Below are 25,810 nucleotides of genomic sequence, written 5' to 3' on the forward strand. Positions count from 1 at the left end.
CGTCGGGACGACCGTGGTGGTCGTTCGTTCGAGCGTCGTGACGACCGCGGTGGCTTCAACCGTGACCGTCGGGACAACGACCGTGGTGGCTTCCGCCGCGACAACGAGCGTCCGGCCGGCCGTTCCTTCGAGCGTCGTGACGAGCGTGGCGGCCACCGGGGCAGCGACCGCCCGTTCAACCGTGACCGTCAGGGCGACCGCCCGGGCTTCCGCTCCGGTGGCCACGACCGCCCGAGCCACGACCGTCCGAGCCACGACCGCCCCTACGGCCGTCGTGACGACCGCAGCGGCACCGGCACCGGCTCCTTCGGCCGCCGCGACGACAAGCCGCGCTGGAAGCGCAACGGCTGACACAGCGTGAGGTGAGAAGGGCCCGTACGACCTCGGTCGTACGGGCCCTTCTCGTATATGCACCCTTCTCGTATGTGCATTCGACTACCGGAGTCTGTGGGGCAGTTGTTAGCATCCGGGGATCGCGCAGTGGAGTGTGGCCGAGGGGGATCACCAGGCCTGCCGCCGCGCCTTTTCTGACTTCCCTGGGGAGGGACCCTTGACCCGGCGTGCCCGGATCGCACTCACTCTTGTCTCGCTGGCCGCTCTGAGCGCCGGCACCCTGACGTCCGCGGGCCAGGCTGCCGCGGACACCACCCCGACGCCGATCGCCACGGACGGCGTGTGGGGCATCGACTACGCGGGTGGTTTTCTGAGCAGTGTGGAGAAGACGCCGAGCGGCCTCCAGTACGTGATCGGCCGGCAGCTCTCCGCCGACGGCTCGACGGTGCTGGAGCGGAGCACCCGCGGTTACGCCGAAGCGTTCGCGGACGGCTCCCACGCGGAGCGGGTGCCGTGCGACGCCCCCGGCGGCTGCGTGCCGCTGCGGTCGACCGGCGCCCAGAGCGTCGGCTACTTCTTCGTCGACGAGAACGGCACGGAGAGCGCTCAGATCTGGCTCAGCAAGCAGAACTACCACTCCGCCGACGAACCGCAGGTCACCGGCGGCCGGTTCGTGGATGCCACCGGGCGCTACTTCGTCTACAACGCGGCCTCCACCGGCAAGCAGTACGTCGACGCCGTCAACCGGTACCGCTCGGAGGACGTCCGGCTGACCCGTTCCGTCACCGCCGCCTCCGTGTGGGGCTCGGCGCTGTGGACGCCGGGCTCGGGCAACGGCGTCGTCACGCAGTACGACCTGGAGGGGAAGAAGACGGTCGCTACCGTCTCCACCGGAGCCCCCTGCACGGTCAAGGAACTCCAGGTCGTCGGCCGCTGGATCTACTGGAACTGCGGTCCGACGGGCGCGGCGGGCGTGTACGACCGTACGGCGAAGAAGAACATCACGGTGCCCTCGGGCCCCGCGCTCGTCGGCGACGGCTATCTCGTCCAGCACGACCGGAGCGCCGGCAAGCTGATGCTGACGGACTACCACTCCGGTACGGCCGCCGCCGCGCGCGCGATCGCCGACCTGCCGGCCGGGAACACCGCCGACCAGCGGCGGCTGACCTGGTCGGTGGACAAGTTCGGCGGGGGTGTCGCCTACGTCGACGCCGACCGCACGGTCCGGATCGTGCCGAGCGGGGTGCCCGCCCAGTCGCTCGGGAAGATCGAGGCGGACCTGGACGACGGCGACTTCGACGCCGCCGGCCGCTACGGCGGCAGCACGACCTGGAACAGCACCTGGCAGCTGAACAAGCCCGCCGACTGGACCTTCACGGTCAAGGACGCCCAGGGCCGCACCGACCGCACCCTGAAGGGCAGCGGTACGGCGATCGACCTGGCCTGGGACGGCAAGACGGACTCGGGCGCCTACGCCTACAACGGCCCCAAGAACTGGACGCTGACCGCCAGGGCCGCCGACGGCGTGGGCACGTACACGACCAGCGGGACGTTCGGGCTGACCGGCGGCCGCCAGGGCCACCACGACCAGGGCGGCTACAGCTACGGCGAGCTCGTCACTCTCAACTCCTCGGGTGCCCTGACGCTCCAGTACACCAGGGGCAAGGGCACCTTCGACTTCAAGGACAGCGTGTCCGGCTGGCCCGTCGGCACCGTCGCTGTTCCCTTCGGCGACATGGGCACGGATCGCTGCGCCGAGATGCTGGTCCGGATGCCGAGCGGCGAGCTGCGCCGCTACGCGGGCATGTGCGGGGGGTCGTACAGCCCGTCGAGCAGCCACACCTCGCTCGGCACCGGCTGGAACGCGTACAACGTCCTGACCGCCCCCGGCGACCTGACCGGCGACGGCCGGGTCGATCTGCTGGCCCGCAAGGCGTCCACCGGTGACGTCTACCTGTTCGCCAACGACGGGGCGAGCAAGCTGAAGCCGGGCGTGAAGATCCGCAGCTGGGCCACCTACAAGAAGATCGTCGGCGCCGGTGACCTCAACGGCGACGGCTTCGGGGACGTCCTGGTGCAGGACAAGGCCGGGACGCTGTGGCGCTACGACGGCACCGGCACCGGGCAGGTCAAGGAGCGGGTGAAGGTCTTCTCCAACTGGGGGACCTCCTACAACGTGGTTGTCGGCGTCGGTGACATCACCGGCGACGGGAAGAACGACCTGGTCTCGCGCGACACCGCCGGGAACCTGTTCCGCAACAACGGCAATGGCAAGGGGTCGTTCGGGGCGCGGGTGAAGATCGCGAGCGGCTGGCAGGGCTACAAGGGCCTTTTCTAGAGGGGCACTTCCCGGCCAAGTTGTGACGTGTGTCACGCCCTCGGGATGGGAATCGCTGGGGGCATGACAGATGACGACATACCGAGAGGGCTCTCCGACGAAGAACGGCTTGCCCAGCTCGGCTACACGCAGGTCCTCGCCCGCCGCATGTCGGCGTTCTCCAACTACGCGGTCTCCTTCACCATCATCTCGGTGCTGTCGGGATGTCTGACGTTGTACATGTTCGGCATGAACACCGGCGGCCCAGCCGTGATCACCTGGGGCTGGGTCGCCGTAGGCCTGATGACGCTGTTCGTCGGTCTGTCGATGGCCGAGATCTGCTCGGCGTACCCGACCTCGGCGGGCCTGTACTTCTGGGCGCACCGGCTGGCTCCACCCAGATCGGCGGCCGCCTGGGCGTGGTTCACGGGCTGGTTCAACGTGCTGGGACAGGTCGCGGTGACGGCGGGCATCGACTTCGGCGCCGCGTCCTTCCTCGGGGCGTACCTGAACCTCCAGTTCGACTTCAAGGTGACGCCCGGCCGCACGATCCTCCTCTTCGCCGCCATCCTCCTGCTGCACGGCCTGCTGAACACCTTCGGCGTCCGGATCGTCGCGCTCCTCAACAGCGTGAGCGTGTGGTGGCACGTGATCGGCGTGGCCGTCATCGTCGGCGCGCTCACCTTCGCCCCCGACACCCACCAGTCGGCGTCCTTCGTGTTCGGCGAGTTCGTCAACAACACGGGCTGGGGGAGCGGGGTGTACGTGGTGCTGCTGGGCCTGCTCATGGCCCAGTACACCTTCACCGGCTACGACGCCTCGGCCCACATGACCGAGGAGACGCACGACGCGTCCACGGCGGGCCCGAAGGGCATCGTCCAGTCGATCTGGACGTCGTGGATAGCGGGCTTCGTGCTCCTGCTCGGCTTCACCTTCGCGATCCAGTCCTACGACGGCGCCCTGCACTCCCCGACGGGCGCGCCCCCGGCGCAGATCCTGCTCGACGCGCTCGGCGCCACGGCCGGCAAGCTCCTGCTCCTGGTCGTCATCGGCGCCCAGCTGTTCTGCGGGATGGCGTCGGTGACCGCCAACAGCCGCATGATCTACGCCTTCTCACGCGACGGCGCGCTGCCGTTCTCGCGCCTCTGGCACACGGTCAGCCCGCGCACCCGCACCCCGGTGGCGGCGGTGTGGCTGGCCGCGGGCGGGGCGCTGCTGCTGGGCCTGCCGTACCTGATCAACTACACGGCCTACGCGGCGGTGACGTCCGTCGCCGTGATCGGCCTCTACATCGCCTACGTCATCCCGACGCTGCTGCGGCTGCGCAAGGGCGACGCCTTCGACCGGGGGCCGTGGCATCTGGGCCGCTGGTCGCGTGCGATCGGCCTGGTGTCGGTGGGGTGGGTCGGTGTGATCACGATCCTCTTCATGCTCCCGCAGGTCTCCCCGGTCACCTGGGAGACCTTCAACTACGCCCCGATCGCCGTCCTGGCCGTCCTCGGCTTCGCCTGGATCTGGTGGGCGGCCTCGGCCCGGCACTGGTTCCTCAACCCGGAGCACGAGCGCACCAAGGCCCGCGAGGCGGCCCGCGCGAACGCCCCCGAACCGGTCGATCCCTGACCTTTCCCTCACCCCGGCCCCCCTGACACGGCCGTGTCCCCGATACCCGATCGGAGACACGGCCACGTCCGGCTATGCTCGTGGGGGCAACATCGCCTGGGCCCTTAGCTCAATTGGCAGAGCAGTGGACTTTTAATCCATTGGTTGTGGGTTCGAGTCCCACAGGGCCTACCAACTCACCCCCAGCTCAGAGGTAATTCGAGCTGGGGGTGTGTCCGTTTTCGGGTACTTACATGATCATCCGCTGGCCCGTCGCTGGCCCGAAGGTACGACCGAACCGCAGAAACGAGACCGGGCGGCCACCCACGGGGGTGACCGCCCGGCTCCGCCTCGGCGTCCTCTCCGGGTTTTCACCCAACGCCTCGGCGGCCTGTGCCGTGCTGCATCAAGCAGCACTGGTTCAAGATCGCAAGATTTACCACCGGTGGTAAAGACTTCCCGACATGATCATTCGAGCGTGTACGGGTGCCGCTTGATCCCCTCCCCGAATGGGCCGTCGCCCAGCAGAGGGCCTTCGGCGAGCACCTTCGCGACCTCCGGCGGGCTGCCGGGCTGTCTCAGATCCAGCTCGGCGAGCGGGCGGGGCGCGACCACAAGACGATCCACCGGTGGGAGACCGGGGCCACCTGGCCGGACCTCATGGACCTGATCCTTCTCGCCCACGGCCTCGGGATCTCACTCGTCGAGCTCGTCCAGGACAGGTGACCGCCGCCGGTCCGTACGGGCCTGTTCGGTCCACCTTGTACCGCTGACCGCGGCGACACTCGGGCGCCCGTTGTAGTAGTCGATGTGCTCATGGTCGGCGTGCGGCGGCCTGGTGCAGGACGCGATGCCGTCGGGGTGGACGAGCCCGCAGTAACCAGCGGCGCGGGCTCCGGATCTGAGGGCTTCCGACGTACGGATCGCAAGGCTCTTCCTCGCTGTCACCGCGGGGCCATCCGCTCGTAGTGGCCACAGAGGCATTTCACGGACCAGGCCAGGCGGACCGCGACGGCACCGCGGACCAGGTCGCTGTCGCCGCTCCCCAGACGCAGCCTGCCCTTGGCTTCGCTGACGCCGGCCAGTGCGCGCGTGCGGTCGGCGGACCTCTGCGGCAGTACGTAGGCACGATCGCGGACGGCAGGGATGAGCGCCTGGAGGTACTCGCGGAACGTGTCCTGGAGCCTCTCCAACTCAGCGCCCTCGAAGAGCTTCTCGGGCTCTTCCTCGGCCAGGACGAGTCGCGTGCTCGCCCGCATCGCCCTCGTGTCGAGGGGCAGGTGCTCCGCCTCTGCCGTGCTGGGATCCGAAGCTGTAGCGTGCGGCATATCGACTCCATCCAGTCGGTCAGGCCCGGGGCCGTTCGCGCGGCCGCCGGGGTTAACACGATCTGGCCAGCGTCATGTGACGGATGGTGTCGGTTCGATCCCCCACCGGTAATCTCACTGTGAGATGGCTTTCCATCCCGTTCGCGATACCGGGGGCCGAACCATGGGGACCGCGCTACAGCCGATCGAACTGCCCGACTGGGCATGGGAGCGCGCCGAGGTCCGCCAGGCCCTCAGAGCCCGGGACATGGGCGCAGTCTTCCGACGCGTGCAGCAGTACGCCGGCGCGAGCCAGGCCCGCATCGCCGCCGCGGCCGGGATGACTCAGGCCCGCGTGAACGAGATCATCAACGGCCGCCGCGAGGTGACCCGCCTCGATGTGTACGAGCGGATTGCGGACGGCCTGAACATGCCCGACGACGCCCGCCATCTCCTTGGGCTGGCTGCGAGCCGGGAGAAGCGCTCCGGTGGTGCAGCCTTCGACCTGGCCGCGTTCCCCGAAGTGGTCCGCGTGTACGCGGCGCAGAGTTCCGCCGCTGAGGAGATCCAGCAGCAGGCCCGCGAAGCTGAGGAGTTGGATGTGCTCGCCGTGCGCGGGCTCGGTCTGATCGGGCTCAACGACAGCCTGCTCCGTGCTTGCCTGCCGCGCGACCAAGGTGGCAAGGGGCTCCGGGTCCGGGTCGCTCTCCTTGACCCCGACAGCGACGCCCTCGGCCGTCGGGCGGCCGAGATCGGAGAGTCCGCCGAGTCCCTCGCGTCCGGGGTCCTGCTTGCCGAAGCGCGGCTGCGGGAGCTGGCCGATTCCTGCGACATCGGCGTGTGGCGTTACGCGATGCTGCCGACCTGGCGCCTGATCCGTACGGACACCACCATGTTCGTCGGCGCGTTCGACTCGGGGTGGGAGGGGCACGAGTCGGCTACGTACAAGGTGATGGCGACCCCTCACGGCCCGCTGTACCGGGGCTTTCGCAGGATGTTCGAGGCGGTCATCGACGGTGCCGTGCGCACCGTCTGACGGAAGGGGAGACGGCCGTGATCGAGGCCGAGTTGAAGGCCCGGGTCCACGACCCGGAGGCCGTGATGCAGCAGCTGGACGAGCGAGCGACGGCACGGGTCGAGGTGTACCGCGATACCTACTACGACCGGCCGGACGGGTCGCTGGAGAAGGCTGACGAGGAACTGCGGGTGCGCACTGTGCATGGCCCCGACAGCACCCGCACGGTGCTCACCTTCAAGGGCGCCGCGGTCGACGAGGCGTCCGGGTCCAAGCCGGAGCACGAGACGACGGTCGCTGACGCGGAGGCGGCGCACGCGATCCTGCGCGGCCTCGGGCACGTGGTGCAGATCGCGTTCGAGAAGCGGTGCCGCAACTACGACTTCACCGCCTGCGGCCGGCAGATGCTCGCCACGCTCGTCCGGGTCCCCGAGATCGACGGGACCTTCCTCGAGGTCGAGACCATCGTCGACGAGGACGACGTGCCCGCGGCCCTCGACGACATCCGCGCGGTGCTCGCCGAGCTGGGCATCGCCCCCGAGGATCTGACCCGCGAGACCTACACCGGCGCTGTTGCAGCGCAGCGGCGCTGACCCCGAACGCACGAATGCGGCCCCGCCCTCCCAGTGGGAGAGTGGGGCCGCATTCGTTACGGGTATTGGCGTCGGGTCGGGTCGAGGCCCATGGACAGCAGGCCACCACCATTGTCGGTCGGCTGCGGGGCCGGGGCGCCGTCGCGTCGGCACACCAGAGCGTCCGGGTCATCGGCGGGCGCCTGGAGGCTGTAGCCGTCCGGGCAGGACGGACCAGCCGGGCCGCGCTCACCCGTGGCTCCCTGCTCGCCCTGCGGGCCAGCAGGTCCCGGGTCTCCCTGGGGGCCGGGCGGACCAGCGGGACCAGCCGGGCCCACAGGTCCGGTCGCGCCAGCATCACCCGGGGTCCCGGTCGTCCCGTCCGCACCGTTCTGGCCGGGCGAACCTGACGGCCCTGGCTGTCCAGGGTCGCCCTGGGGTCCGCGCGGCCCCGGTATGGGCACGGGTACTCGGGTGCGGTCCTCCAGATCCTCGACGGCCTTGCTCGGGTCGGGTGCCTTCGGTGTCTCGCCTGCCGCCTGGACCTGCGCGCGCAGGACACGCACGTCACCTGCGAGGGTGCTTACGGCCACGCCCCGCTTGTCGGCCTCGTTGGCGAGTTGGCTGTACCAGGAGTAGCCGATGACGGCCAGCCCGGACAGGGCCAGAAGCCAGCAGACGACGGCGATCCACCGCCAGCGCTCGGCAAGCGCCCGTTCGGCACGGGTCACGGTGGATCGCCTCCCATGTTGATGATGTGGGCACGGAGGCGGGCGATCGTCACGTAGTCCTCGCCCTGCTGCTTGAGCAACTGGGCGATCCGGCTGTCCCGCTCGGCGAGCTGGCTTCGTAGCCCGTCCCGTTCCTCCTGGATCTGGTCTATCTCGCTGTTCATGCGGGTGGTCGCGTTCTCGCCCCGCTTACCGAGGTACGCCACCACCGAGCCGGACAGCACTCCAGCGAGCGCGAGTACCGCGCCGATGGTGGCGGCGTCCAAGGTGGTGCTCCCTACAGGTCGCGGCTGGCCTGCTTGTTGGGCACGGCCCAGGTGATGCCCCAGGCGCCCAGGACGGCGAGCACGATGGTCACGCCCTCGCCCGTGTCGAGGACGCCGTCCTGGATCGCAGTGACCGCGGCCGTGGCGCCGGCCGCGACGCCCGCGGTGATGGACTTGGCGATGCTGGAGATTCTCATGGGGAGTTGGTTCCTCTCGGTCAGTCGGTGACGGTGAAGCCGTGCCGTGCGGCGAGCAGGCGCAGAGACGCCTTGCCGGGGATGCCGTCGGCGTCGTCGCCGGTGTAGCCGCCGCCAGCCGGAGAGCGCTGCCAGCGGGCGTAGGCCGCGACGGTCTTGGTGCCGAAGCTGCCGTCGACGTAGGTGGAGGCGAGCAGGCCCTCGGCCTTCAGCGCCTTCTCGACGACCAGCACTTCGGCCTTGTAGGTGGTGTGACCCTGAGCGGCGGCCGGGTCGTGCCGGGCCGCGTACACGACGTGCGCGAGGCTGACCCGGGGCTTGGCCGGAGCGCTCGGTGCGGCCGGGGTGCCGACGAACTGGGGCCACGAGCCGGGGTCCTGGTGGTCGTTCTCGGGGACCTGGCTGTGCCCGTACCAACCGCCCTTCGCCGCCCACGTGGACGCTGACCGGTGGGAGGTGAAGTCGGTCGGTCGGCCCATGGGCCAGGTGTTCGGCACGCCCCAGGAGTGCACCCAGGCTTGGAGCTCCGCCCACCCCTTACACGGGGTGTCGACGAGCCTCGCGAACACCGCCTTCCCAACGCGGCAGTACGGGAAGAAGAGCGCTTCGACCTGGATGACCACGCTGCCCGCGCGGTTGGTGCGGGTCCCGCCCGGGGCGTCTGCGAGGGACTTGGAGCGGGAGTTCGCCGGGACGAACTGGGTGACCCTTCCGGTGAACGGGTCCCACAGGATGTGCGGGGCGACCGCCCGGCCGCCGCCCGCGAAGTAGCTGCGGAGGTCCTCGTAGGGCACGAGGTCCTGCGGCTTCGCGGCGGTGGCGTTACGGTCCCAGGTGATGTGCCCGATCGCCTTGGCGGGGCCGCCGTCGGTGGGGGCGTGGTCGCCTATGTCGAGCCGGGTCGCGCCCGGCATCCACAGCTCAGGCATCGCAGTCCTCCAGGGTGTGCCAGGACCCGGCGGCGAAGGATGCTTCGACCCAGCCGCAGGCGCAGTAGCGGAACGGGTTGCCGTGGCTCCTTCTGTTCGGGCAGTCCTCGGCGCCCTCCGTCGCGTTGCCGTCGTGGTACGGCACGGTGCGGTGGAAGAAGTTGCCGGTCGGGTTGAGGACCGCCAGACCGACCTGCGCCGGGTGGTCAGGGTCGGCAGTCTGTTCGGTGACGATCGCCGCGCGACACCGGGAGGTGTACGCCTGGCTTCCGTCAGCTTGGAACGGGGTGCCGTGGGAGACGTAGTGCACGGTCTCGCCAATACGAGGCAGTCGCTCAGGCATCAGACGCGCTCCGGCCATGCCCAGTGGTACGCGCCTTCGCCGAGCGTGCGGGAGGTCGCCCAGAAGGTGTCGGTCCCGTCGAGGAACACCTGGAGGTTGACCGCCGACTCAGGCGTCTCGCCGAAGATTCGGACGATCATCGCCGAGTAGACGTCGCCCTCCCGGGCGTGGTTGCCGCTCTGCGACGTGTCCGCGCGGCGCCGGTTGATCTCGTCGGCGTCCTGCTGGCTGAGGGTGTAGTGGACGATGCGTCCGATCGATGGCTTCACGAGGCCCTCCCGGGCATAGAGAAAGCCCCGGCCGGTCGGCACGGGGCGGATCAGGGAGCGAAGGTCAGGAGACCTCGGGCTGCGGGTCGAGCAGGACCGCCGTGAGGATCTCCATGTGCTGTCGGCAGATGCCGCACTGCACGTAGCAGTTCGTTCCCGCGTTGGAGTAGAACTCCGCGACGGTGAACGTCTCGCCGAAGTTGCGGCACGCCTCGTTGTTGTCCCGGGCCGTGACCTCGTAGTACATGCCGGGCAAGAAGGTCGTGATGTCGCTGGCGCTCATACGCCGATCACCTGCCAGTTGACGACGGTTGCGGTGGTGTTGGTGCGGGTCACCCACACGGTCAGGCCGTTCTTGGTGACGGCCGTGGTGCCGACGCCGGTCACGTTGCTGCCCGGGGCTGCGGTCTGCGGGGTGGCGAACGCGAAGAAGGTGGAGCCCTGCAAGTCCAGCCCGGACACGACCTGCGAGGTCGGCGTGTTGGCCGCGGAGGGGGTGATGGTGACCGTGCCGTAGGCCCAGTTGGCGGCGGTCAGGATCCCGGTCAGGTCCAGGTCGCACGGGCCGCTCTCGCCCACGCCGTCGAGTTCCCGGAAGCCGTTCAGCAGGAAGGCCGCCCGGCCGCCGAAGACCGAGCTGAGGTCCATCACGGCGGCCCAGTCGGTCTCCTTGACGGACCCAGACGAGAACTGGAGGGTGCTGCCGCCCTCGGGGATCGTGTCGTAGGAGACGCGGGCCTTCACGTCCGCGATCTGGGGCTGGGTGGGCTGGAAGTTGAGTTCGCCGGACGTCAGGGACGCGGCGATGGGGATCTCGTCGACACCCAGGTTGCCGTAGGTGGTCAGGCCGCCCCCGAGGTCGTCGGTGGGGCCGAGTTCGGCGAGGAGGGTCTGCCCGTCCTCGGTGTAGATGCGGAGTCGTCCGACGCTGGCGGAGCCCATACGGCGGGCCGCCCGCAGCTCGGTCATCTGCCGCTCAAGGTCCCTGACCCTTCGCGCCAGCGTGGTCGGGTCGGACGGCAACTGGTCGAGCTGCTTGGGCATCAGTCCTCCACAAGGATCGGGCGGATCCGGTCCGCGCCGGCGTCGAGCTCCCACGCCCAGCAGCGGGCGACGGTCGTGGCGCCAGTGGGGTGTCGCCGGGATTTCTGGACGCTGATGCCGACCGAGTCGCCCAGCGCGAAGTCGGTGCCGAGGCGGGGCGATTTGGAGGCGACGCCCTGGACCGTCCACACCTGGGCGCCCTGCGCCATGAGGGCCACCGACGCCGCAGCGTGCGCAGTGAGCTGGTCCGGGTCGGTGATGCCGGTGGCCGGGGTGTAGCGGTAGTCCCACACGGGCCAGCCGCCCGCGATGAGCGCGGTGGCCTGCTGCACGGAGGAGGTGAGCCGTGAGGAGCCCTCGCCCTCGCCGCGGGCGATGACGCGGGTGGCGCCCTTGCCCTGCTCGTAGGACTCGCTGAGGGTGTAGTCGGCGACGCAGCCCGGGTAGTCGAAGACGGCCTCGGGGGCGGCGGCCTGGACGCCGATCGCCGCGCGCACGCGCAGCGGGAACTGGAAGCCGTCGTGGGGCGCGTTCCAGGCGACGTCGATGGTCCACTCGGGGCCGCCTTCCAGGCCCATCACCTCTTGCAGGCACGACAGGATCGTCTTGTCGTCGCCGTCGCTGCTCAGGTAGTCCATCGTCGTTCCGGTGGCCACCGCGTCGATGACGAGCGGTGGCCCGCTGGTGAGCGCCGGGGTGGCCAGGGCTGTGATGACCGACGCCTGGTCGGTGGCCAGGAGGGTCTGGGTACCGGGGTAGCGGGCGTCCAGGTAGGCCTCCAGGGTGGCCGCGCCGAGCTGCACGGTTCCAGCGCTGCCGCCCTCCCGGGTCAGGACCGCCCCGGCCCACAGCGGGGTGTCGGTGGCGGTGTCGACGGCGACCAGGAGCGAGCGGCCCGGGGCCGTCGCCGCATCCCATTCGGCTCGCGCCCCGGCGAGGGCCAGGTCGAGCTGGAGCGTGGTCTGGGCGCCGAGCTTGCGCGACAGGGCTCCGGACGGTGTGAGGGAGGGCAGGTCCTCGACGATGCCACCGGTCCGCAAGTCGCAGCCGTACCAGGCCAGCCGGACCGCGCCGGTCATGCGGCGGCGACCGGCTCGACGGCCAGCAGGCCGTTGTCGGCGCGGGTGACGGTGGTCAGGGTGCCGACCGAGCTGAACAGGTACTGCGGGGTCAGCGTCACGCTCGCACCCGGCGTCCACGAGCGCAGGACGCGGCGGGTGGCGTAGGTGCGGGCGCCGACCGTCGAGAGGCCGTTCGCCTCCGAGGCCGCCTCGGTGACACCGCCGGAGGCCCGCCAGGCCATCCACCCCGACGCGGTGGTCGTGTTGGTGTTCATGACCGCGCCGCCGATGCTGATCCACACCAGGCCGCTCGGCGGCACGGTGAACGTCAGCGCCGGCCAGTTCGCCCCGGGGAAGTCGGTGAAGGAACCGGCCGTGAAGCTTCCGGGCTGGCTGACCTGTGCGCTGGTCTGCGGGGTGTACGGGTTGACCTGCCGCCACGCTGAGCCGTTCCAGCGCAGCAGGCCGGTGCCGCTGTCGTAGTACTGGCCGACATACGGGCTGCTCGGCGCGCTGGATGAGGGCAGGATGCCGCCCGGGGCCACGGTGACCGGCCGGACCGCGGTGGACACCGAGGGCGACCCGGCCCCGGTGTGCGGGACGGTGATCGTGGCGAGCGGCAGGGCGACCTCCGTGCCGCCCGGCGAGGGGGCGACCGGCGTCGACGAGGGAGTACCCGCGAGGTAGACGACGTCCGTCTTGCGCAGGCCGCTGGCGTCGAAGTCGGTGTCCCAGATCCTCAGATACACCAGGTCGATGCGGTCGAGGGTGGCGTGCGCGGCATTCAGCGTGCCGGACCAGGTCGAGGTGAGGACGCCGATGTAGACGCCGTGGTCGGGGAGGATCGCGGTGCCCGGGCTGACGTTGATGGTGGAGCCGGACAGAGTCGTCGTCAGGCCCGGGTCGCCGGGCCGGACCCCGGCGCGCGCCCCGAACAGGGAACCGGTCGCCATGGACACCACTCGCAGCGCGTCCCGCAGGTTCTGCCCGCTGTAGGAGATGGTGTTCTGGAACATGGGAGTGTCGGGCATGGAGGGCCTCTCAGATCCAGGCCGAACGCCAGCGGGCAGTCAGCAGGGCGGATGAGTTGTAGGTGCTGGCGCGGAACTGGAAGGTGACCGTGGACTTTGCGGGGATCGTCGGCCAGCCGTTGGAGATGGTCAGGAATCGGCGCCGCGAGGCCTGCCCGTTGAGGATCACCGTGTGGGCGTCCGTGTCGATGACCAGCTGCTCCCCGCTGGCGAGGTCCTGGCTGTAGGTCAGGAGCTGGACGCTCCCGTCCGGGAGTTGCGCCAGGATTCTCGGGGCGGTGACCGGCCCGTCGAGGACGAGGACGGGCCGCGTATCGAACGTCCCCGCGTTGGTGGCGACGATCTGGCCGGCCACCGTGGTCGCGCTCAGCGTCCACGGCATCGTGGCCGCCAGGGTCAGGCCGCCCGTGGTGACCGGCAGACCGGTCGAGCCGGACTGGAGGATCGTCTCGTAGCGGCGCGGGTCGGCGGCCGTCACCATCACGGAGTAGCTGGCCACCGTCTCGGTGACGTACTGCATGAGCGGTTTGCCCGAGCGCCGCACGGTGGCCTGCTTCGGGACGCTCTGCCACACGGTGAGCGTGGTGTCGTCGAGGGCGGCCGCCGCACTCAGCTGGTCCATCGCCTGCTCCAGGAGCGGCTGCGACGGGGCAACGATGGTGCCGGCCAGGGTGATGGGGCGGGATCCGAGGTAGACCGGGGATGCCCAGGCCCCATGGTCGCCCTCGCGTTCGGTGAACTCGCTGCGCACGTCGGGCGAGTCCCAGCCCTCCAGCGTCTGGAGATACCAGGCCACCCCCTGAGCGTCGACAGCCCCGAGGGCCACCGCGCCAAGGGTGGCCTGGAGGCCGTCCAGGGTGGCGCCTGGCGTGTACGGCATACCCGCCCCCTTCTCAGCCCGTGAACGAAATGACGCGGGCGATGTCGTGCGCCTGCTCAGCGGCCGTCTGTTTGGCGGCGTAGAGGTTGACCGTGATCTGCCTGGCCGCCTCGCGCGCCACCGCGGCCGTCGAGGGCGCCGACCCGTACCGCCCGGCGGGCACGAGCTGATAGCCCATCGCCGAGGCCGTCTTGGCCAGCAGGGCCCGCGAGCGGGCCGAGCCGTTCCACGGGATCCACGACTCGACGTCCCCGGCCTCGCCGCCGAGAACCACCGTGGGCCGGGTGAGGATGCCGCCCGCGGCCATCGCGACGCCGCCCTGCTGGTTCCACTGCCGCACGAACGTGTCCTTGTTCGCCGCGGGCAGCGCCTTGATCTGGGCGGTCATCTTGGGAACCAGGGCGCGAATGGTGGCCACGTCCAGGCCCGCCGCGATGAGGTCGGCGAACCCGCGCCCGGGGGCGCCCCTGAGCGTCGAAAGCAAGGTCAGCGCGTTGGTCAGGTCCTCGCCGGACAGGGTGCCCTGGGCGGTGCCGACGGCCTTGTTCGCGGCCGAGGCTGCCTTGCTGTCGCCTGCCGCCTGATGGGCAAGGGCCATCGCGGAGGAGTCGCCCTGGGCGGCGAGCGCCTGGGCGAGGTCGCCGAACCCGGCCGCGGCCAATTTCTGGAGGTCCGTGGCGAACTGCTGGCTCTCCTTGGTCGACGCTCCGAGCTGCTTGGTGAAGTCAGCCAGGGTCGCCTTGGCGATGTCGCCCGTCTTCTCCAGCTTCGCCACGATCGACTTGAACTGCTTGTCCGATGCCCCGGCGAGGGCGTTGACGAGGGCGTAGCCGTCCTCGCCCATCCCCTCCAGCATCGCCTTCAGCTCGGCGCCCCCGCGCTGACCGATCTTCGTCAGGCTCGCGCGCCACTTCTGGGTGGCGGCCACCGACTCGTCGAGCTGCGTCTCATACGCCTTCAGGTTGAAGGCGCGCGGGGTCTTCGCTCCCTTCTTCAGCCCCAGCTCGGCGTCCGCCGCGTAGACGTCCTTGCGCTCCTTCGCGACCGTCGAGTCCGCGGACCGCTTCGCCGACCGGGCCTTGCTGACCCGCTCTTCCGCCGACCGCAGCTGAGCCGCAGTGTGGTGGCCCTTGCGCACCGCGGCGAGGTTCTTCTCCGCCGACCGCAGGCTGTCTGCGGCCTTCTTCTGGTCCTTGAGCGCCTTGTTCAGGTCGTCCCAGGCCTTCTTCAGGTCCGCGATCTCCTGGTCGTAGCGGGACTTCGCGTCCGACGGCCCGCCGAGCACCGGCATGCCGGTCGGGGTGTAAGTGAAGCCGCCCAGCAGGCCGCCGGAGGCGTACCGGCCGGCGTTGAGGCGGTCGAACATGGCCACGCCATACTTCGCGACGGACGCGGCCTTGACGACGTACTCGCCGTTGGACAGCAGCGCCGGGATGCTGTCCGAGGTGCTGGTGCCCGGGCCGCGCACAGCGCCCCCGAAGGGGATGAACTGCGGCATGCCACCGTCGGCGTACCCGACGATGCCGCCACGCGCCCGCTTGCGCAGCATGGGGGGCACGTTGTCGCCGGACTGGACCTTCTTGTAGTACTCGGTGGTGTAGACACCGACACCGACGCTCTTGCCTGTGATGTTGTTGATGGCCCGCTGGATGTCGGAGGCTGCGGCCTTGGGCGGGCCGGTCGGGATCGTGATGATGACCTGCTTGCCCTTGGTGTTCTTGATCTTGAAGCCCAGGGCCTCCAGTTGCGCACGCGCCTCTGCGGTCGGCGCCGCCATGGTGAGGGTCCTGCCCTTCATGCCGGCGACCTTGGCCTTGACCGCCTCCAGGTCGGCCAGTGCGCCCTCGGTCTTCGCGTCGACCTTCGTCGCGACCGACACCGGAAGCTGCGCATAGGTGGCGGTCAGTTGCTCGATCGCTTCCTTCGAGAACCCGGCCGCCTCCATCTGCTTCTTCAGCAGGCCGATGTCCGTCTCCAGGGCGGCCTGGCCAGCCTGCTGGCTGTCCTTCTGCTGGGCGACGGCCTGGGCGTGGTCCATGGCGGCCTGTGCCGCCTCCAGGAACGCGGTCTTGACCTTGCGGCCCTTCTCGGTGGTGATGTCCAGGCTGTGGCCGTTGTCCTTGACCGCCTCACTCAGGTCGGCCAAGGACTGGCGGAAGCTGATCTCCTTCTCCGCCGCCCCGATGTTCACGCCGTTGAGCGCGTTGAGGGCATCGACGAGCTTCTCCGCCTCGCTCCGCTGGTCCTGGAGCTGGTCGGCCGTCACACCGAGCTGCTTGGCCAGCTCTGCCTGAGACGTCGCGGACGTCTTGCTCTGCACGTCCACCTGCGCCAGCGCGTCGGTGTACTGCGGCATGAGCGTGAGCAGCTTCTCCTTGCTCGTGCCATCCGCGGCCGCAGCGCCGGCGAGCCGGTTGAAAGCGTCGGCAGCCAGCTGCGCGTTGCCCGACTGGGCCAGCTGGGCGAGCGCCTCATCAACAGACTTGATCTTGTCGTGGGCCTCGTCCAAGGGGATCTGGGCCTCGCCCATACCCTTGGTGATGTTCAGGGTGATGCTGTTGACGATGTCGGTGCTGCGGGCCTTCCAGTCCGGGTGCGCGACACGCTTGACTGCCTCACCGAAGCCGTCGAGGCCCTTGCCCAGCTTGTCGAGCGCCTCGCCGCCGACCTTGCCCGTCTTGCCGAGGTCGACAAGGCTCGCGGCCATCTTCGACACCGACGGCGGAGCGTCCTTGAACTGATCGCGCACGGACTGACTCGCGTAGGAGATCAGTTCCAGGCCCGCCACGACTGCGCCCACCTGGCCGAGGGTGCCCAGGATGACCCGCGCACGAGCGGCGGTCAGGCCCATGGAGGACAGCGCCGCTCGCGTGGCGGCGATCCGCGGCAGCAGCAGCACGAATCCGGTGACCGCGAGAGTCGCGGCGCCACCCACGCCCGTGAGGAGAGTGACGGCGTGCTGAAGGCCGGGCGGCAGGTCGTTGTACGCGTTGACCAGCCGGGTGATCCACTGGGTCATCGTGCGCAGGGCACCATTCGCCGAGGAACCGCCCTCGATCAGGGCAACCTCGATCGCACCGCGCAACCGCTCCAGGTCGCCGACCAGGTTGTCGGTCTGCGTGGCGGCCATGCGGCCAGCGGCGCCCTGGTCATTGACCGCCCGGGTGTACTTGGCGATGCCGTCAGCGCCGAGCTCGTACAGGATCGTCGCCGACCGCACCGCGTCGCTACCGAAGATCGTCGCGAAGGCGGCGTTGCGGGCCTCGGGCGTGAGGCCCTTGAAGCTGTTCTGGAGGTTGCCCGCCAGCTTCGTCAGGCCCACGAACTTGCCCTGCGAGTCGTAGGCCGTGAAGCCCAGCTTGTCCATCATGGCCTGCGCCTCTTTGGACTGCGGGGTCAGCCGCTGGAGCATGACCTTCAGCGAGGTGCCCGCGTCGGAACCGATGAGAGCGTGGTCCGCGAAGGCTGCGAGGGTGCCGACGGTGTCTTCCAGGCTCAGGCCGGTCTGCTTGGCGAGCAGGCCGCCTTGGCGCAGCGACATGCCGAGGCCGTTCATGTCGGCGGCGCTCTTGTTCGCGGCCGCGGACATGACGTCGGCGATGTGAGAGACGTCCTTGCCCTTCAGACCGAAGGTGTTCATCGCCTGGGCCGCGATCACGGCGCTGTCGGCGAGGCCCATCTGTCCGGATGCGGCCAGCGCCAGGGTGCCCTTGAGGGCGCCCCCGGTGATGTCCGACACCTTCACGCCCGCGCGTGCCAGCTCCGCCTCGGCGTCCGCGGCCTGGGTCGCCGTGAACGACGTGGTCTTGCCCGCCTCCAGTGCTGCCGCCCGCAGTTGCTTCATCTGCTGAGCGTTGGCCTGGGTGACCGCGCGGACGTTGGACAGGGCCTTGTCGAACCGCGCGGCGGCCGCGGCGGCGATCGCGAACCCGGTGACCATCGCGGTGCCCACCGCGGCGCCGGCCCCGGCGAGCCGGGAGGTGGAGTCGGCGGCCTGCCGCATGCCGCGGGTGTACTGGTTGATGTCCGCGCGCAGCCGGACGGTGACGGTACGGGTGGCCACGGTTCACCCCCCGTCTGGTCTGCGGTAGTCGAGGTGAACATGCAGGCCCTCGGACGAGCCCTTGTTCCTGTCCTGGTGGGCCTTCACGGCCTTGGCTGATGTGGTGCACGGGTGGCAGCGGATGAGTTCGGCGGTGAAGGCGAACTCGTTCTTGGGGTCGGTGGCGATGTCCCAGGGCTGGCCACACTCGGGGCAGGCGTTCTTCTCCGCCTCCAGGAGGGCGAGCGCCCAGGCCCGGTCTTCTTCGAGCCAGAGCGGCTCGCCGTCCTGGACGACGCGCCCCATGAACACGCTCCGGGGGACCCCCCAGGCGCGTGCCGCCTCTACTTCCCGCCGGTGAGGCCCGCCAGGAGCGCGGAGGCGGCCAACGAGAAAGGGATGACGTCCGCGGCGTTGTGGACGTCCCAGGCGGCGTCGAACAGCTTCTTGATCTCGCCCTCGTTGATGACCTCGAACAGCTCGGTGACCTCGTCCTCGGTCATCACCGGGGCGATGCACGAGGCGGACACCAGGGCCCTGCCGAAGGTGACCGAGTCGAACAGCTCGTTCTCGTTCTCGGACGGGTGCGCGGCGAGCAGGTCGCTGTAGGCCTTGTCGCCGATGTACCGGAACGTGAACGGCTCCTCGGCGGCCTTGGCCTGCTTCCTCGCCTCATGGAGCTGCTCGGAGAGCGCCCGGCCCGGGTGTTCGTCCGTGAGGTCGGCGGGCTCCCACTCTTCGGAGACCTTGCTGATCTCATCGGTGAGGCGCTCCACCTCACCCGCCAAGTCGCCCCGGAGGCACACCGTGACGGTGCGCTCCCGGGGCTTGGCCTGCGCCAGGATCTCCTGGATGCTGCGCCCCATCAGGCGACCGTCGCGGACGTCGCCGGGGCGTCCGTCACCTTCATCGGCGACACGAACTTCATGACCTCGTTCGCGGCCGGGCTGGAGTTCTGCGGCTCGCCGCAGGTGATCGGGTAGACCTCGACCTTCTGGCCGACCGTCCACGCGGTGCTGTAGGCGACACCGCGGCGGATGACCAGGAAGCCGGACACGCCGTACTTCAGGGTCGTGTACGGGGCGTCGTCGCCGACGGTGTCACCGCGCTTGAAGGTCAGCTCGGTGTCGAAGCCCACTCGACCTGCGGTCTTCGTGTCAAAAGTCGACGCGAGCGACGACGTGTCGACGTCCGCCGTGGACGGGTCGACCTTGAGTCCGTCCGGGGTGATGCGCTTGGTGTAGTCGGCGCCGGCGGTCAGCTCCGCCACGGTCGGCGCGTTGATGTTCGCGACGGTGGACAGCCACGCCACGCGGGTCTTGCCGTCGCTGATGAGGTCAGACATTCGGCCCTCCAGGGCAAACAAAAGGCCCCGGCCAGGTGGCTCAGGGCTCGAAGGGTGTGTGGTGGGGCGGGGTCAGATGCGCAGCGCGGCCACGGTGACCGTGGTGACGCCGCTGTAGCCGATGGCGCACAGGCCGTCGGAGGCGTTCTGGAGCAGGTCCGGGCTGAGCGGGCCGATCATCCGCTCGCCCGTGGCGGGGACGGAGACGGTGACGTTGGAGACGGCCTGGCCGCGGAAGGCGGCGACCGAGGTGAGCGTCACCGTGATCGGGCTGCCCGAGCCGTTCTTGACGTGCAGGAAGACGCGGTCGCCGACCTCGCACTTGTCGCCTCCGCCGGCCGCGGCCGCGTAGGTGGGGCCGAGGCCGGCCAGGGCGATGACCTGGGTTCCGAGTGTTGCCATGGGGTGCCCTCCATCAGGCAGGTGTCGAACAGATGCGGTACTGGACGGGCAGGAACCACAGGGGCGGGGTGACGTCGTCGTCCCGTGCCAGTGGGGGGCCGCCCAGGTCCTCGGGGGGCCAGCAGGAGCGGCCCTCTACGGCCAGCGGGGCGGCCAGGGCCTTGCGGACCTTGTCGGCGACCCACAGGGTGCGTACCGGGTCGCCGCCGACACAGGTGATCTGCATGGTCGTGTCGAAGTCGGTGCGCTCGTCGGCGAGGGACTCGCGCACGGCCATGCCCGGGTCCGGGTAGAGGACCGCGAACTTGTCGGGCGCCGACCACCCTGCGGACGTGGGGGTGCCGCCCACGTAGACGACCAGGTCGGCGTCTTCCAGGGCGGCCTGGACGGCGTCCAGGTGCGGCAGTACCTCGGGGGTGGTGGCCATCGGTCACATCCCCCAGGCGAGGCCGCGTTCCATGACCAGGGCCATCTGCGCCTCGAACCGCGGGAGTTCCGTGGCCAAGGCGCGGCCGCCGTCGTTGTGGGGAGGGTTCTTCACCGACCCGTACTCCAGGATGTTGCCCAGGGCGCCCTGAGCGGCTCCCTTGTCGGGCCCGATCGTCGCCATGACGATGTCCGGCCCGTAGTTGGCGATGTCGAAGCCCACGCTGTTCGGGTACAGCGGGGCGTGTCGCCCGGAGGACTGGCGGGCGTTCTTCCGCCAGTCCCGCTTGATGTTCACGGCGCCGCGCATGGTGACCGCGCGGGCGTCCCTCCGGGCCCGGGGGATGCTGCGGGCCAGGTGCCGCTCCAGGCGCCGGACGTCGGACATGTCGAACCTGTTGTCCATCAGGATCTGTCCTCCGTTTTGATCCGCCAGGCCGTGGCCTGGTCGCCGAACTGGGCCCCGGTCACGTACAGGACGAGGCCGACCATGCGGGCGTCCTGGGAGTCGGTGACCTCGATGCACATGCCGGGCAGCACCCTCACCCCGTCGGGCAGGGGCGCGTCCCACGGGAGTTCGACCACGTACTCCAGCAGGCGCACTTCGCGGTCCGAGGCCTGGACGTCCTCGCCGGAGGCCTGCGCCACGGATTTGACCCGGCCCACGCCGGTGTAGCGCGTGGTCTGGGCGCCGGGCACCGTGTTGCCGGTCGTGCGGTCGAAGGTGTCGTCGGCCTGCGAGTAGAGGCGCACGGTGTCGCGCATGCGGGCCTTGGCCGCGGCCCGGCCGGCGGCGAGGACGCCGTCGACGTTCACGTCGCCCCCTGCACGATGCTGAAGGCGCCGCCCCGGACGCCCCGGAGTTCGTCGGCTTCCTCCTCGGACAGATAGATCTCGCCGCGCGAACGCGATGAGTCGATCGTGTACGAGTAGTCGTCGATGGACTCCTGCCGCTTGCCGTTGGGGTTGTCCAGCTTCCGCAGGACCATGGCGCAGCAGACCTTCAGGGAGATGTCCGTGGGCGCCGTGGCGTACTGCGGGAACCGGTCCAGGATCAGCGCGGACGCGTCCTTGAGCCAGGCGGTGGCCTGGCGTTCCTCTGTGGCCGTCAGATCGCGGCCCAGGCGGTCCGCGAGGTCGGTGAGGGTTGCCAGGTCCACCGGATCCTCCTACTGCTGAGGGCTGGCGTCTGCGTACTTCGCGGCGAGGTCGTCCCGGGTGGCCGCCGCAGCCTCGTCGGGGTCGGCGCCGCAGGACACGGCCCAGGCCACCCAGTCGTCCTTGGACGCGGACTTGGCCGGCGCCTTCGGCTCGCTGTCCTTGCCGGAGGACTTCGCCTCGACGATGCCCTCCTCCTCCGGCAGGGCCCGCAGCCGCTTGACGACGCTCGCGTCCGAGGTCTCGAACTCGCCGCCCTTGAACTGTGCCCAGACCCCCTTCTCGTCCTGCAAGGTCAGGTGCGGGTAGCGGGTGCTCTTGAAAGTCGCCATGTCGGCGGTCTCCTTACGAGAGGTCCTTGACGATTCCGTGGTAGGACTCGGCGCCGTACTCCAGGCCGACCTCGCCGTAGAGCTGCCACTTCTCGGAGGCGCCGGTCTTGGCGAGGGGCTCGGCGAACAGCAGGCCCTTGCCGGGGATCTCCAGCCACACCGGGGCGCAGACCGAGAGGTCGACGACGGCGATCTGACCGGTCGGCATCCAGCGGTTGAGCATGACGCCGAAGGTGCCGAAGTCGGTGACCAGCGTGTCGACGGCGACGCCACCGATGTTGCGGGTCATCGTCGGCTGGTTCAGCGAACCCGTGCCGTACAGGTTCGACAGGGCGACCTTCTGTCCCGGGCCCGTCATGAAGACGGTGGACTCCTGGGGCAGCTTGGCACCGTTGGCGAACATCGTGGACAGGGTGGCGTCGACGATGGCCTTGGACAGGGCGCGGGGGGTGCCGCCGTTGGCGTTCACGTTGGTCGTGATCGCCGTGAGGAGGCCGCGGGTGCGGCGGGCCGTCGAGTTGTTGGCCGGCTTCTGGTAGGCGCCGGACAGGAACGACAGCTCGACGTCCACGGCCATCGACTCCAGCTCGGCGCTGATCTGCGCGGTGAGCTCGTCGTCGATGGGGTTGTCGTCCATGCCGATGTTGATGCCGGAGTACATGCCGGTCGCGGCCTGTCGGGTGTAGGAGACCTCGACGGCGGACTGGTGGATCTCGACGACGTTGGAGATCGCCGACCGCGAACGGGCCACGCCGGTCGGGGCGGTGGCACCCTCGACGACGCTGTTGTTCGTGGTCGACGCGCGGCGGTCGACGGTCTGCCACTCGAACTCGACGGACTTGGTCCGCTTGCCGCCGGACAGGCCACCGATCGCCGCGAGGAACGGCGTCTCGGTCGGGGTGACCGAGTAGAGCTGACCGTGGTAGTTCGGCAGGTTGTAGGTCGTGCCCTGCCCGCTGACTGCACCCATGGGTGGGTTCCTTCCTGTGGGTGAGGGCCCGGCTTACGGCCTGCCCTACTTTCCTGATGGCTTGATCTCCCGGAGCTGCTGCGTCTTCAGAGCCAGCGCCAGCTTGGTGTTGCCGGCCTGCTCTGCTTCGGCGATGCGCTGCGAGAGGTTCGGCGGGGTCCCGGGGCGGGCGCCCTGCGCCGGATCCGGCCGCGGTGTGCGAGGACCGGGTTCGCCCGCCGCCCAGTGCGGCTTGCGGGTCAGCAGCTCGTCCAGGGCGGCCGTGATGGCCGTCCGGTCGACGTTGCCGTCGTCGGTGAGGAAGCTGCCGCTCTGGAGGGCGTCGACGGCGTCCTGCGGGTCCTGGAAGCGGCCCGCAGCGAGCGCCTCGACTTGGGAGCTGACCGCCAGCCGAGTCGCCTTCTCGGCGCGTTCGGTGGCCGCCGCGAGGGCGTCCGCCTGCCGCTCCGCCTCGGTCTTCTCGGCGTCCTCGTACTTCTTGAGCTTGGCGGCCTGGTCCTTGGCCCGGTCTTCGGCCTCCTTGGCGCGCTGCTTCCATGCCGCCAGGGCCTTCTCGCCGGCAGGCCCGAGAGGAGCGTCGCCGTCGCCGCCCTCTGGTGGCGTGCCGGGGTCGGCGTCCGCAGGCGGCGGAGGGGTGGCCGGGTCGGTGCCCGCAGGCGGCGGATTGCCCGCGCCCGGGTCCGTGATCGGCTCGGTGGGGGTGGGTGTGCTCATCTGTGCTCCCGTTGCAGGAGGTTGGGACCGTCGGCGTTGCGCCGGGGTCAGGTCAGGTAGCCGAAGCGGCGCAGCATGCGCAGGGCGTCCTCCCGGCTCTCGGCGAGCCGGAAGATTTCCTCGGGCATCAGGCGGGGCGTGCGCAGCTCGAAGCGAGGCAGGCCGCGCCGGGCCTCGATGCGGTCGCGCGCGAAGCGGGTGCCCGTGCGGGCCTCCGTGCGGTCGCGTTCGGCGCGGTAGAAGGCCCCGCGTCTCGTTGTGCCCTCGGTGGTCGCGAGGACCTGGCGGCCGTAGGCGGTCATGGTCTGCATGCCGCGGCGGGCGTTGACGACCTGGGCCATGTCGGCGCCCTCGCGGATGGCCCGGGCGCCAGCCTCGCCGAACACGCGGTCCTGCTCAGCCCTGGACAGGCCGTTGAAGTACGACCGGGGGTTGATGAACCCGGCGCCGCCGAGGTCGTCGTCACGGCGGCCGCGGTTCTGGTTGCGGGCGATCAGCGTGGTCGGCAGGTGGATGCAGTCGCACCGCGGGTGCCGCTGGAAGCCCTTGTTCCAGCCGAACTCCTTGCCCGCCAAGATGACGCACCTCGAGCAGGCGGGCGGCTGCACCACCCGCACGTAGCCCTGAATGGTGCGCCGCGAGGCCATCGCCACACCGGTCGCCCCGCGCCCCGCATCGGCGACCTGGGTCGCGGTGATGCGCAGCGCGGACGCCAGAGAGCTGCGGAACGCGTCCTCCATGGACTGCCCAGCGAGCATCCGCACCTTCCAGTCGACCACCGGCTGGTACAGCAGGGACAGCAGCGGGCGACCGTCCGACGCGATCCCGGCCAGGGAGCCGGGGACGACGCGGCCGGCCGCCGCCGACTCGGCGCCCTCCGCGGCGATGACGTCATCCAGGTACGGATCCGCCAGCTTGGCCGCCTCCGTCTGCGCGGTGGTCACCGCGGCGACCAGCAGCGGTGACAGCTGCTCCCAAGAGGCGCTGATGTCGGCCCGGTTGATCTGCCTCCACACGGCCTGCACCCGGTTCGCGGCCGCGCGGACGATGAGCTGCTGGCGCCGGTACTGGTCGAGGGCGATCCCCCGCAGCTCGGTGTCGACTGCCACGGCCTACGCCTCCGCCGGCACGTCGCCCGGGAGGCCGTCGCCCGGCTTCGGCCCGTACCCGGCGGCGAGGTTGCCGTTCAGGACCTGGTTGACGGCGTCCTCGTCCATCTGCCGCATCCGCTGGCGCTGCACGGCCGTGTAGCCGAGGTCCTCGCGGCCCTGCTCGACGGGCAGGATCTTCGCCTGGACCAGCTTCACGATGGCGTCGGCCTTCTGCGCGAACGTCGGCGTCGACGCGTCCCGCCACAGCGTCTCCAGGTTGAGGGCGCGCGGGTCCCAGTCGCCGTCGCGGATGCGCAGGATCAGCCGGTTCATCTGCTCGTAGGAGCCGCCGAAGGTGCGTTGGCGCCGCTCGGCGCGCTTGACCAGGCGGGTCTCGGCGGACCGGATGGCGTCCGCGCTCGGCGGGTTGTTGGTGTCCAGGCCCAGGAAGTTCGGCGGCAGTCCGGACAGGCCGCCCACGAGGCGGGCCAGCAGCTCGATGGTGGAGTGGAAGTTGGACAGCTGCGCCTCGGGGAACTGGACGACGTCCGCGCCTTCGTCGCCGCCCCGCTTCTTCGACATGGCCCAGATGCGGCCGGCGATCCGGGACCACTTCGAGATCTGGGCGCCGTTCTGGTCGACGAAGTCTTCCTCGTCCACGCCGAACGCCACACGCCTGGGGACGGCGTGGAACTCGGCGCTGACCATCATGTCGGTGGCGATCTTGCAGGCGGCATCCGACAGGGGCAGTACGCGGGCGATCTCGGAGACGCCGTTGGGCTTCATGATGCGGCCGCGGTTGACCAGCGGAACCACGGGGACTTCGCCCATCTTGTGCTCGTCGCGGTCCGTCTCCTGCCAGGACGTCACCGAGGTCTGCTTGTAGTAGACCGTCTCGTCCGGCAGGTACAGGGCCGCGTACCTGTCGATGACCGCGTCCGTGATCGGGTCCTGCTCGTGCCACCGCTTCAGCGCGGCCCGCACCTGCCGGGTCCGGGGGTCCCGGTCCACCTGCATCTGCAACGGCGACTCGACGGTCACCAGCGGCGTCGAGGCGTCCTTCTCGTTCGTTCCGACCACCAGGAACGACCGCCGCATGACCAGCGCATCCACGTGCGCCTGCTGCGACTTCTCGTCCATGCCGTTGGCCTGCCAGACCTGCCACAGGTCATCGGCGGCGGCCTCATCGTCGGCGTACCGGAAGCCCTCGACGTCCAGGCGCTCCTCCAGCGAGTCGACGACCAGGGAGGGCCAGTTGATGACCACCTGCCGGATCTGGTCGCCGAGCTCCTCCAGCAGCTCCGGATTGAGGTAGGACAGGTCCTGCTTGCCCTCGTAGTACCGGTTGAGGTCCTCCAGGCCCGACTGGAGAGACTCATGGACTCGGGCGAGATAGGCGACCCAGTCGGCGGGGGTGCGGTCCTTGGCCTCCACGG

The 25,810-nt window shown here is 70.1% G+C and carries 32 protein-coding genes, 1 tRNA gene and 1 pseudogene; 7 read left to right on the top strand and 27 right to left on the bottom strand.

The genetic code is table 11. From position 1 onward, the window contains the following. The 5 genes and pseudogenes from H295_RS44380 to H295_RS0140705 all read left to right on the top strand — a co-directional run. A pseudogene (locus H295_RS44380) lies at positions 1-351 on the top strand (RNA helicase); the annotation flags it as partial. A 199-nt stretch (positions 352-550) separates the two neighbouring features. Continuing rightward, a complete protein-coding gene (locus H295_RS0140690) occupies positions 551-2,671 on the top strand; it encodes an FG-GAP repeat domain-containing protein (RefSeq protein WP_020141113.1) in 2,121 nt (706 codons plus the stop codon). A gap of 63 nt (positions 2,672-2,734) precedes the next feature. Further along, complete coding sequence (locus tag H295_RS0140695) at positions 2,735-4,270, top strand: amino acid permease (RefSeq protein WP_020141114.1); 1,536 nt, start codon at positions 2,735-2,737, stop codon at positions 4,268-4,270. Positions 4,271-4,368: 98 nt separating this feature from the next. After that, positions 4,369-4,444 (top strand) — tRNA-Lys (locus tag H295_RS0140700). Positions 4,445-4,735: 291 nt separating this feature from the next. Beyond that, positions 4,736-4,975: a helix-turn-helix domain-containing protein gene (locus H295_RS0140705; RefSeq protein WP_020141115.1), complete on the top strand. Its 240-nt coding sequence runs from the start codon at positions 4,736-4,738 to the stop codon at positions 4,973-4,975. Here the strand turns inward: H295_RS0140705 and H295_RS47380 are convergent. Together H295_RS47380 and H295_RS0140710 are read right to left on the bottom strand one after the other, a co-directional pair. Further along, complete coding sequence (locus H295_RS47380) at positions 4,946-5,197, bottom strand: hypothetical protein (protein ID WP_158691125.1); 252 nt, start codon at positions 5,195-5,197, stop codon at positions 4,946-4,948. The genes H295_RS0140705 and H295_RS47380 overlap by 30 nt on opposite strands. Next, complete coding sequence (locus H295_RS0140710; RefSeq protein ID WP_020141116.1) at positions 5,194-5,577, bottom strand: DUF6415 family natural product biosynthesis protein; 384 nt, start codon at positions 5,575-5,577, stop codon at positions 5,194-5,196. Before H295_RS0140710 ends, H295_RS47380 begins: the two co-directional genes overlap by 4 nt. A gap of 124 nt (positions 5,578-5,701) precedes the next feature. On the opposite strand from H295_RS0140710, the gene H295_RS0140715 reads away from it, so the two are divergent. Both H295_RS0140715 and cyaB read left to right on the top strand, forming a co-directional pair. Then, on the top strand, positions 5,702-6,592 hold the full coding sequence (locus H295_RS0140715; protein WP_234021784.1) for a helix-turn-helix domain-containing protein: 891 nt from the start codon (positions 5,702-5,704) through the stop codon (positions 6,590-6,592). A 17-nt stretch (positions 6,593-6,609) separates the two neighbouring features. Then, positions 6,610-7,164: a class IV adenylate cyclase gene (gene cyaB, locus H295_RS0140720; RefSeq protein WP_020141118.1), complete on the top strand. Its 555-nt coding sequence runs from the start codon at positions 6,610-6,612 to the stop codon at positions 7,162-7,164. A 56-nt stretch (positions 7,165-7,220) separates the two neighbouring features. On the opposite strand, the gene H295_RS46320 is transcribed toward cyaB, so the two are convergent. The 25 genes from H295_RS46320 to H295_RS0140840 all read right to left on the bottom strand — a co-directional run bounded on the left by H295_RS46320 (position 7,221) and on the right by H295_RS0140840 (position 25,808). Next, positions 7,221-7,874 carry a hypothetical protein gene (locus H295_RS46320; protein WP_043218809.1) on the bottom strand — a complete coding sequence of 218 codons (654 nt, stop codon included), beginning with the start codon at positions 7,872-7,874 and terminating at the stop codon, positions 7,221-7,223. Beyond that, positions 7,871-8,140, bottom strand: a complete 270-nt coding sequence (locus H295_RS0140725; protein ID WP_020141119.1) for a hypothetical protein — start codon at positions 8,138-8,140, stop codon at positions 7,871-7,873. Before H295_RS0140725 ends, H295_RS46320 begins: the two co-directional genes overlap by 4 nt. 11 nt (positions 8,141-8,151) lie before the next feature. Next, positions 8,152-8,337, bottom strand: coding sequence for a hypothetical protein (locus tag H295_RS0140730; protein ID WP_020141120.1), 186 nt, complete (start codon positions 8,335-8,337; stop codon positions 8,152-8,154). Between the two features lie 20 nt (positions 8,338-8,357). Next, positions 8,358-9,266, bottom strand: a complete 909-nt coding sequence (locus tag H295_RS0140735; protein ID WP_020141121.1) for a hypothetical protein — start codon at positions 9,264-9,266, stop codon at positions 8,358-8,360. Continuing rightward, complete coding sequence (locus H295_RS47710) at positions 9,259-9,609, bottom strand: hypothetical protein (RefSeq protein WP_199788685.1); 351 nt, start codon at positions 9,607-9,609, stop codon at positions 9,259-9,261. Before H295_RS47710 ends, H295_RS0140735 begins: the two co-directional genes overlap by 8 nt. Continuing rightward, the gene (locus H295_RS0140745; RefSeq protein ID WP_020141123.1) at positions 9,609-9,878 is read right to left on the bottom strand and encodes a hypothetical protein; all 270 of its coding nucleotides are present in this window, start codon (positions 9,876-9,878) and stop codon (positions 9,609-9,611) included. Before H295_RS0140745 ends, H295_RS47710 begins: the two co-directional genes overlap by 1 nt. A gap of 64 nt (positions 9,879-9,942) precedes the next feature. Beyond that, complete coding sequence (locus H295_RS0140750; protein ID WP_020141124.1) at positions 9,943-10,161, bottom strand: hypothetical protein; 219 nt, start codon at positions 10,159-10,161, stop codon at positions 9,943-9,945. Next, positions 10,158-10,922 (bottom strand): hypothetical protein, encoded by a 765-nt coding sequence (locus tag H295_RS0140755; RefSeq protein ID WP_020141125.1) that lies wholly within the window; start codon positions 10,920-10,922, stop codon positions 10,158-10,160. Before H295_RS0140755 ends, H295_RS0140750 begins: the two co-directional genes overlap by 4 nt. Beyond that, complete coding sequence (locus tag H295_RS0140760) at positions 10,922-12,001, bottom strand: hypothetical protein (RefSeq protein ID WP_020141126.1); 1,080 nt, start codon at positions 11,999-12,001, stop codon at positions 10,922-10,924. The genes H295_RS0140755 and H295_RS0140760 overlap by 1 nt, the downstream gene beginning before the upstream one ends. Then, positions 11,998-13,014, bottom strand: coding sequence for a hypothetical protein (locus H295_RS47005; RefSeq protein WP_158691126.1), 1,017 nt, complete (start codon positions 13,012-13,014; stop codon positions 11,998-12,000). Before H295_RS47005 ends, H295_RS0140760 begins: the two co-directional genes overlap by 4 nt. 10 nt (positions 13,015-13,024) lie before the next feature. Next, positions 13,025-13,894 carry a phage distal tail protein gene (locus H295_RS0140770; RefSeq protein ID WP_020141128.1) on the bottom strand — a complete coding sequence of 290 codons (870 nt, stop codon included), beginning with the start codon at positions 13,892-13,894 and terminating at the stop codon, positions 13,025-13,027. 13 nt (positions 13,895-13,907) lie between these two features. Next, complete coding sequence (locus tag H295_RS0140775; protein WP_020141129.1) at positions 13,908-17,957, bottom strand: phage tail tape measure protein; 4,050 nt, start codon at positions 17,955-17,957, stop codon at positions 13,908-13,910. A 3-nt stretch (positions 17,958-17,960) separates the two neighbouring features. Further along, positions 17,961-18,242, bottom strand: coding sequence for a hypothetical protein (locus H295_RS0140780; RefSeq protein ID WP_020141130.1), 282 nt, complete (start codon positions 18,240-18,242; stop codon positions 17,961-17,963). 38 nt (positions 18,243-18,280) lie between these two features. Beyond that, entirely contained in the window at positions 18,281-18,802 is a 522-nt protein-coding gene (locus H295_RS0140785; protein ID WP_020141131.1) for a hypothetical protein, read from the bottom strand. Continuing rightward, entirely contained in the window at positions 18,802-19,281 is a 480-nt protein-coding gene (locus H295_RS0140790) for a hypothetical protein (protein WP_020141132.1), read from the bottom strand. Before H295_RS0140790 ends, H295_RS0140785 begins: the two co-directional genes overlap by 1 nt. Positions 19,282-19,353: 72 nt before the next feature. Beyond that, entirely contained in the window at positions 19,354-19,683 is a 330-nt protein-coding gene (locus H295_RS0140795; RefSeq protein WP_020141133.1) for a hypothetical protein, read from the bottom strand. Between the two features lie 13 nt (positions 19,684-19,696). Beyond that, the gene (locus H295_RS0140800) at positions 19,697-20,110 is read right to left on the bottom strand and encodes a hypothetical protein (RefSeq protein ID WP_020141134.1); all 414 of its coding nucleotides are present in this window, start codon (positions 20,108-20,110) and stop codon (positions 19,697-19,699) included. Positions 20,111-20,113: 3 nt separating this feature from the next. Then, complete coding sequence (locus H295_RS0140805) at positions 20,114-20,515, bottom strand: hypothetical protein (protein ID WP_020141135.1); 402 nt, start codon at positions 20,513-20,515, stop codon at positions 20,114-20,116. After that, complete coding sequence (locus tag H295_RS0140810; protein WP_020141136.1) at positions 20,515-20,925, bottom strand: DUF6093 family protein; 411 nt, start codon at positions 20,923-20,925, stop codon at positions 20,515-20,517. The genes H295_RS0140805 and H295_RS0140810 overlap by 1 nt, the downstream gene beginning before the upstream one ends. Next, the gene (locus tag H295_RS44905; RefSeq protein ID WP_020141137.1) at positions 20,922-21,269 is read right to left on the bottom strand and encodes a hypothetical protein; all 348 of its coding nucleotides are present in this window, start codon (positions 21,267-21,269) and stop codon (positions 20,922-20,924) included. The genes H295_RS0140810 and H295_RS44905 overlap by 4 nt, the downstream gene beginning before the upstream one ends. 9 nt (positions 21,270-21,278) lie before the next feature. Continuing rightward, positions 21,279-21,599 (bottom strand): hypothetical protein, encoded by a 321-nt coding sequence (locus tag H295_RS0140820; RefSeq protein WP_020141138.1) that lies wholly within the window; start codon positions 21,597-21,599, stop codon positions 21,279-21,281. A gap of 13 nt (positions 21,600-21,612) precedes the next feature. Next, positions 21,613-22,569: an SU10 major capsid protein gene (locus H295_RS0140825; RefSeq protein ID WP_020141139.1), complete on the bottom strand. Its 957-nt coding sequence runs from the start codon at positions 22,567-22,569 to the stop codon at positions 21,613-21,615. A 45-nt stretch (positions 22,570-22,614) separates the two neighbouring features. Next, positions 22,615-23,283, bottom strand: a complete 669-nt coding sequence (locus tag H295_RS44405; RefSeq protein WP_020141140.1) for a hypothetical protein — start codon at positions 23,281-23,283, stop codon at positions 22,615-22,617. 47 nt (positions 23,284-23,330) lie between these two features. Beyond that, positions 23,331-24,392: a hypothetical protein gene (locus H295_RS0140835; protein ID WP_020141141.1), complete on the bottom strand. Its 1,062-nt coding sequence runs from the start codon at positions 24,390-24,392 to the stop codon at positions 23,331-23,333. A gap of 3 nt (positions 24,393-24,395) precedes the next feature. Beyond that, positions 24,396-25,808, bottom strand: coding sequence for a phage portal protein (locus H295_RS0140840; RefSeq protein ID WP_020141142.1), 1,413 nt, complete (start codon positions 25,806-25,808; stop codon positions 24,396-24,398). Between the last annotated feature and the right edge of the window lie 2 nt (positions 25,809-25,810).

This window comes from Streptomyces sp. 351MFTsu5.1, from assembly GCF_000383655.1.
GTDB classification, from domain to species: Bacteria; Actinomycetota; Actinomycetes; order Streptomycetales; family Streptomycetaceae; genus Streptomyces; species Streptomyces griseorubiginosus.

What these genes read in the sequence shown, in the direction of transcription:
- H295_RS0140780 (WP_020141130.1), bottom strand. Translation starts at nt 18,242, where the DNA reads ATGGGGCGCGTCGTCCAGGACGGCGAGCCGCTCTGGCTCGAAGAAGAC.
- H295_RS44405 (WP_020141140.1), bottom strand. Translation starts at nt 23,283, where the DNA reads ATGAGCACACCCACCCCCACCGAGCCGATCACGGACCCGGGCGCGGGC.
- H295_RS0140730 (WP_020141120.1), bottom strand. Translation starts at nt 8,337, where the DNA reads ATGAGAATCTCCAGCATCGCCAAGTCCATCACCGCGGGCGTCGCGGCC.
- H295_RS47005 (WP_158691126.1), bottom strand. Translation starts at nt 13,014, where the DNA reads ATGCCCGACACTCCCATGTTCCAGAACACCATCTCCTACAGCGGGCAG.
- H295_RS0140800 (WP_020141134.1), bottom strand. Translation starts at nt 20,110, where the DNA reads ATGGCCACCACCCCCGAGGTACTGCCGCACCTGGACGCCGTCCAGGCC.
- H295_RS0140785 (WP_020141131.1), bottom strand. Translation starts at nt 18,802, where the DNA reads ATGGGGCGCAGCATCCAGGAGATCCTGGCGCAGGCCAAGCCCCGGGAG.
- H295_RS0140795 (WP_020141133.1), bottom strand. Translation starts at nt 19,683, where the DNA reads ATGGCAACACTCGGAACCCAGGTCATCGCCCTGGCCGGCCTCGGCCCC.
- H295_RS0140695 (WP_020141114.1), top strand. Translation starts at nt 2,735, where the DNA reads ATGACAGATGACGACATACCGAGAGGGCTCTCCGACGAAGAACGGCTT.
- H295_RS0140760 (WP_020141126.1), bottom strand. Translation starts at nt 12,001, where the DNA reads ATGACCGGCGCGGTCCGGCTGGCCTGGTACGGCTGCGACTTGCGGACC.
- H295_RS0140825 (WP_020141139.1), bottom strand. Translation starts at nt 22,569, where the DNA reads ATGGGTGCAGTCAGCGGGCAGGGCACGACCTACAACCTGCCGAACTAC.
- H295_RS0140735 (WP_020141121.1), bottom strand. Translation starts at nt 9,266, where the DNA reads ATGCCTGAGCTGTGGATGCCGGGCGCGACCCGGCTCGACATAGGCGAC.
- H295_RS0140710 (WP_020141116.1), bottom strand. Translation starts at nt 5,577, where the DNA reads ATGCCGCACGCTACAGCTTCGGATCCCAGCACGGCAGAGGCGGAGCAC.
- H295_RS0140770 (WP_020141128.1), bottom strand. Translation starts at nt 13,894, where the DNA reads ATGCCGTACACGCCAGGCGCCACCCTGGACGGCCTCCAGGCCACCCTT.
- H295_RS0140755 (WP_020141125.1), bottom strand. Translation starts at nt 10,922, where the DNA reads ATGCCCAAGCAGCTCGACCAGTTGCCGTCCGACCCGACCACGCTGGCG.
- H295_RS0140805 (WP_020141135.1), bottom strand. Translation starts at nt 20,515, where the DNA reads ATGGACAACAGGTTCGACATGTCCGACGTCCGGCGCCTGGAGCGGCAC.
- H295_RS0140790 (WP_020141132.1), bottom strand. Translation starts at nt 19,281, where the DNA reads ATGTCTGACCTCATCAGCGACGGCAAGACCCGCGTGGCGTGGCTGTCC.
- H295_RS0140820 (WP_020141138.1), bottom strand. Translation starts at nt 21,599, where the DNA reads ATGGCGACTTTCAAGAGCACCCGCTACCCGCACCTGACCTTGCAGGAC.
- H295_RS0140750 (WP_020141124.1), bottom strand. Translation starts at nt 10,161, where the DNA reads ATGAGCGCCAGCGACATCACGACCTTCTTGCCCGGCATGTACTACGAG.
- H295_RS47710 (WP_199788685.1), bottom strand. Translation starts at nt 9,609, where the DNA reads ATGCCTGAGCGACTGCCTCGTATTGGCGAGACCGTGCACTACGTCTCC.
- H295_RS0140715 (WP_234021784.1), top strand. Translation starts at nt 5,702, where the DNA reads ATGGCTTTCCATCCCGTTCGCGATACCGGGGGCCGAACCATGGGGACC.